Source organism: Citrobacter sp. TBCS-14 (assembly GCF_005280805.1).
In the GTDB taxonomy this organism is placed as follows: domain Bacteria; phylum Pseudomonadota; class Gammaproteobacteria; order Enterobacterales; family Enterobacteriaceae; genus Citrobacter; species Citrobacter gillenii.
In genome coordinates this window covers 1-243 of sequence record NZ_SZWM01001161.1, presented here as the reverse complement: position 1 = coordinate 243, position 243 = coordinate 1, and the positions used below count along the sequence as shown (strand labels likewise).

1 pseudogene is annotated in these 243 nt (G+C 50.2%); it reads right to left on the bottom strand.

The features are described from left to right. Positions 1–243 (bottom strand): annotated as a pseudogene (locus FDX22_RS32135) (multicopper oxidase); the annotation flags it as partial.

Sequence of the window (243 nt, the reverse complement as noted above, 5' to 3'; positions counted from 1 at the left end):
TCGTCGCGGCAAACATCGGTTTATTCATATCAAACGCCAGCCCGTTAATCCGGTTGGCATTATGGAAATCGAATGTGCCATCCTGCTTCATGTTGCCCATACCGCCATGCTGCATATTCCCCATCTCACCGTGGTTCATATTGCCATGATCCATGTTTCCGTGGCCCATATTGTCGTTATTCATATGGCCCATCATCTGCCCATGATCCATCCCTGCCATGGCCTGCCCGCCGTATTTCTTCA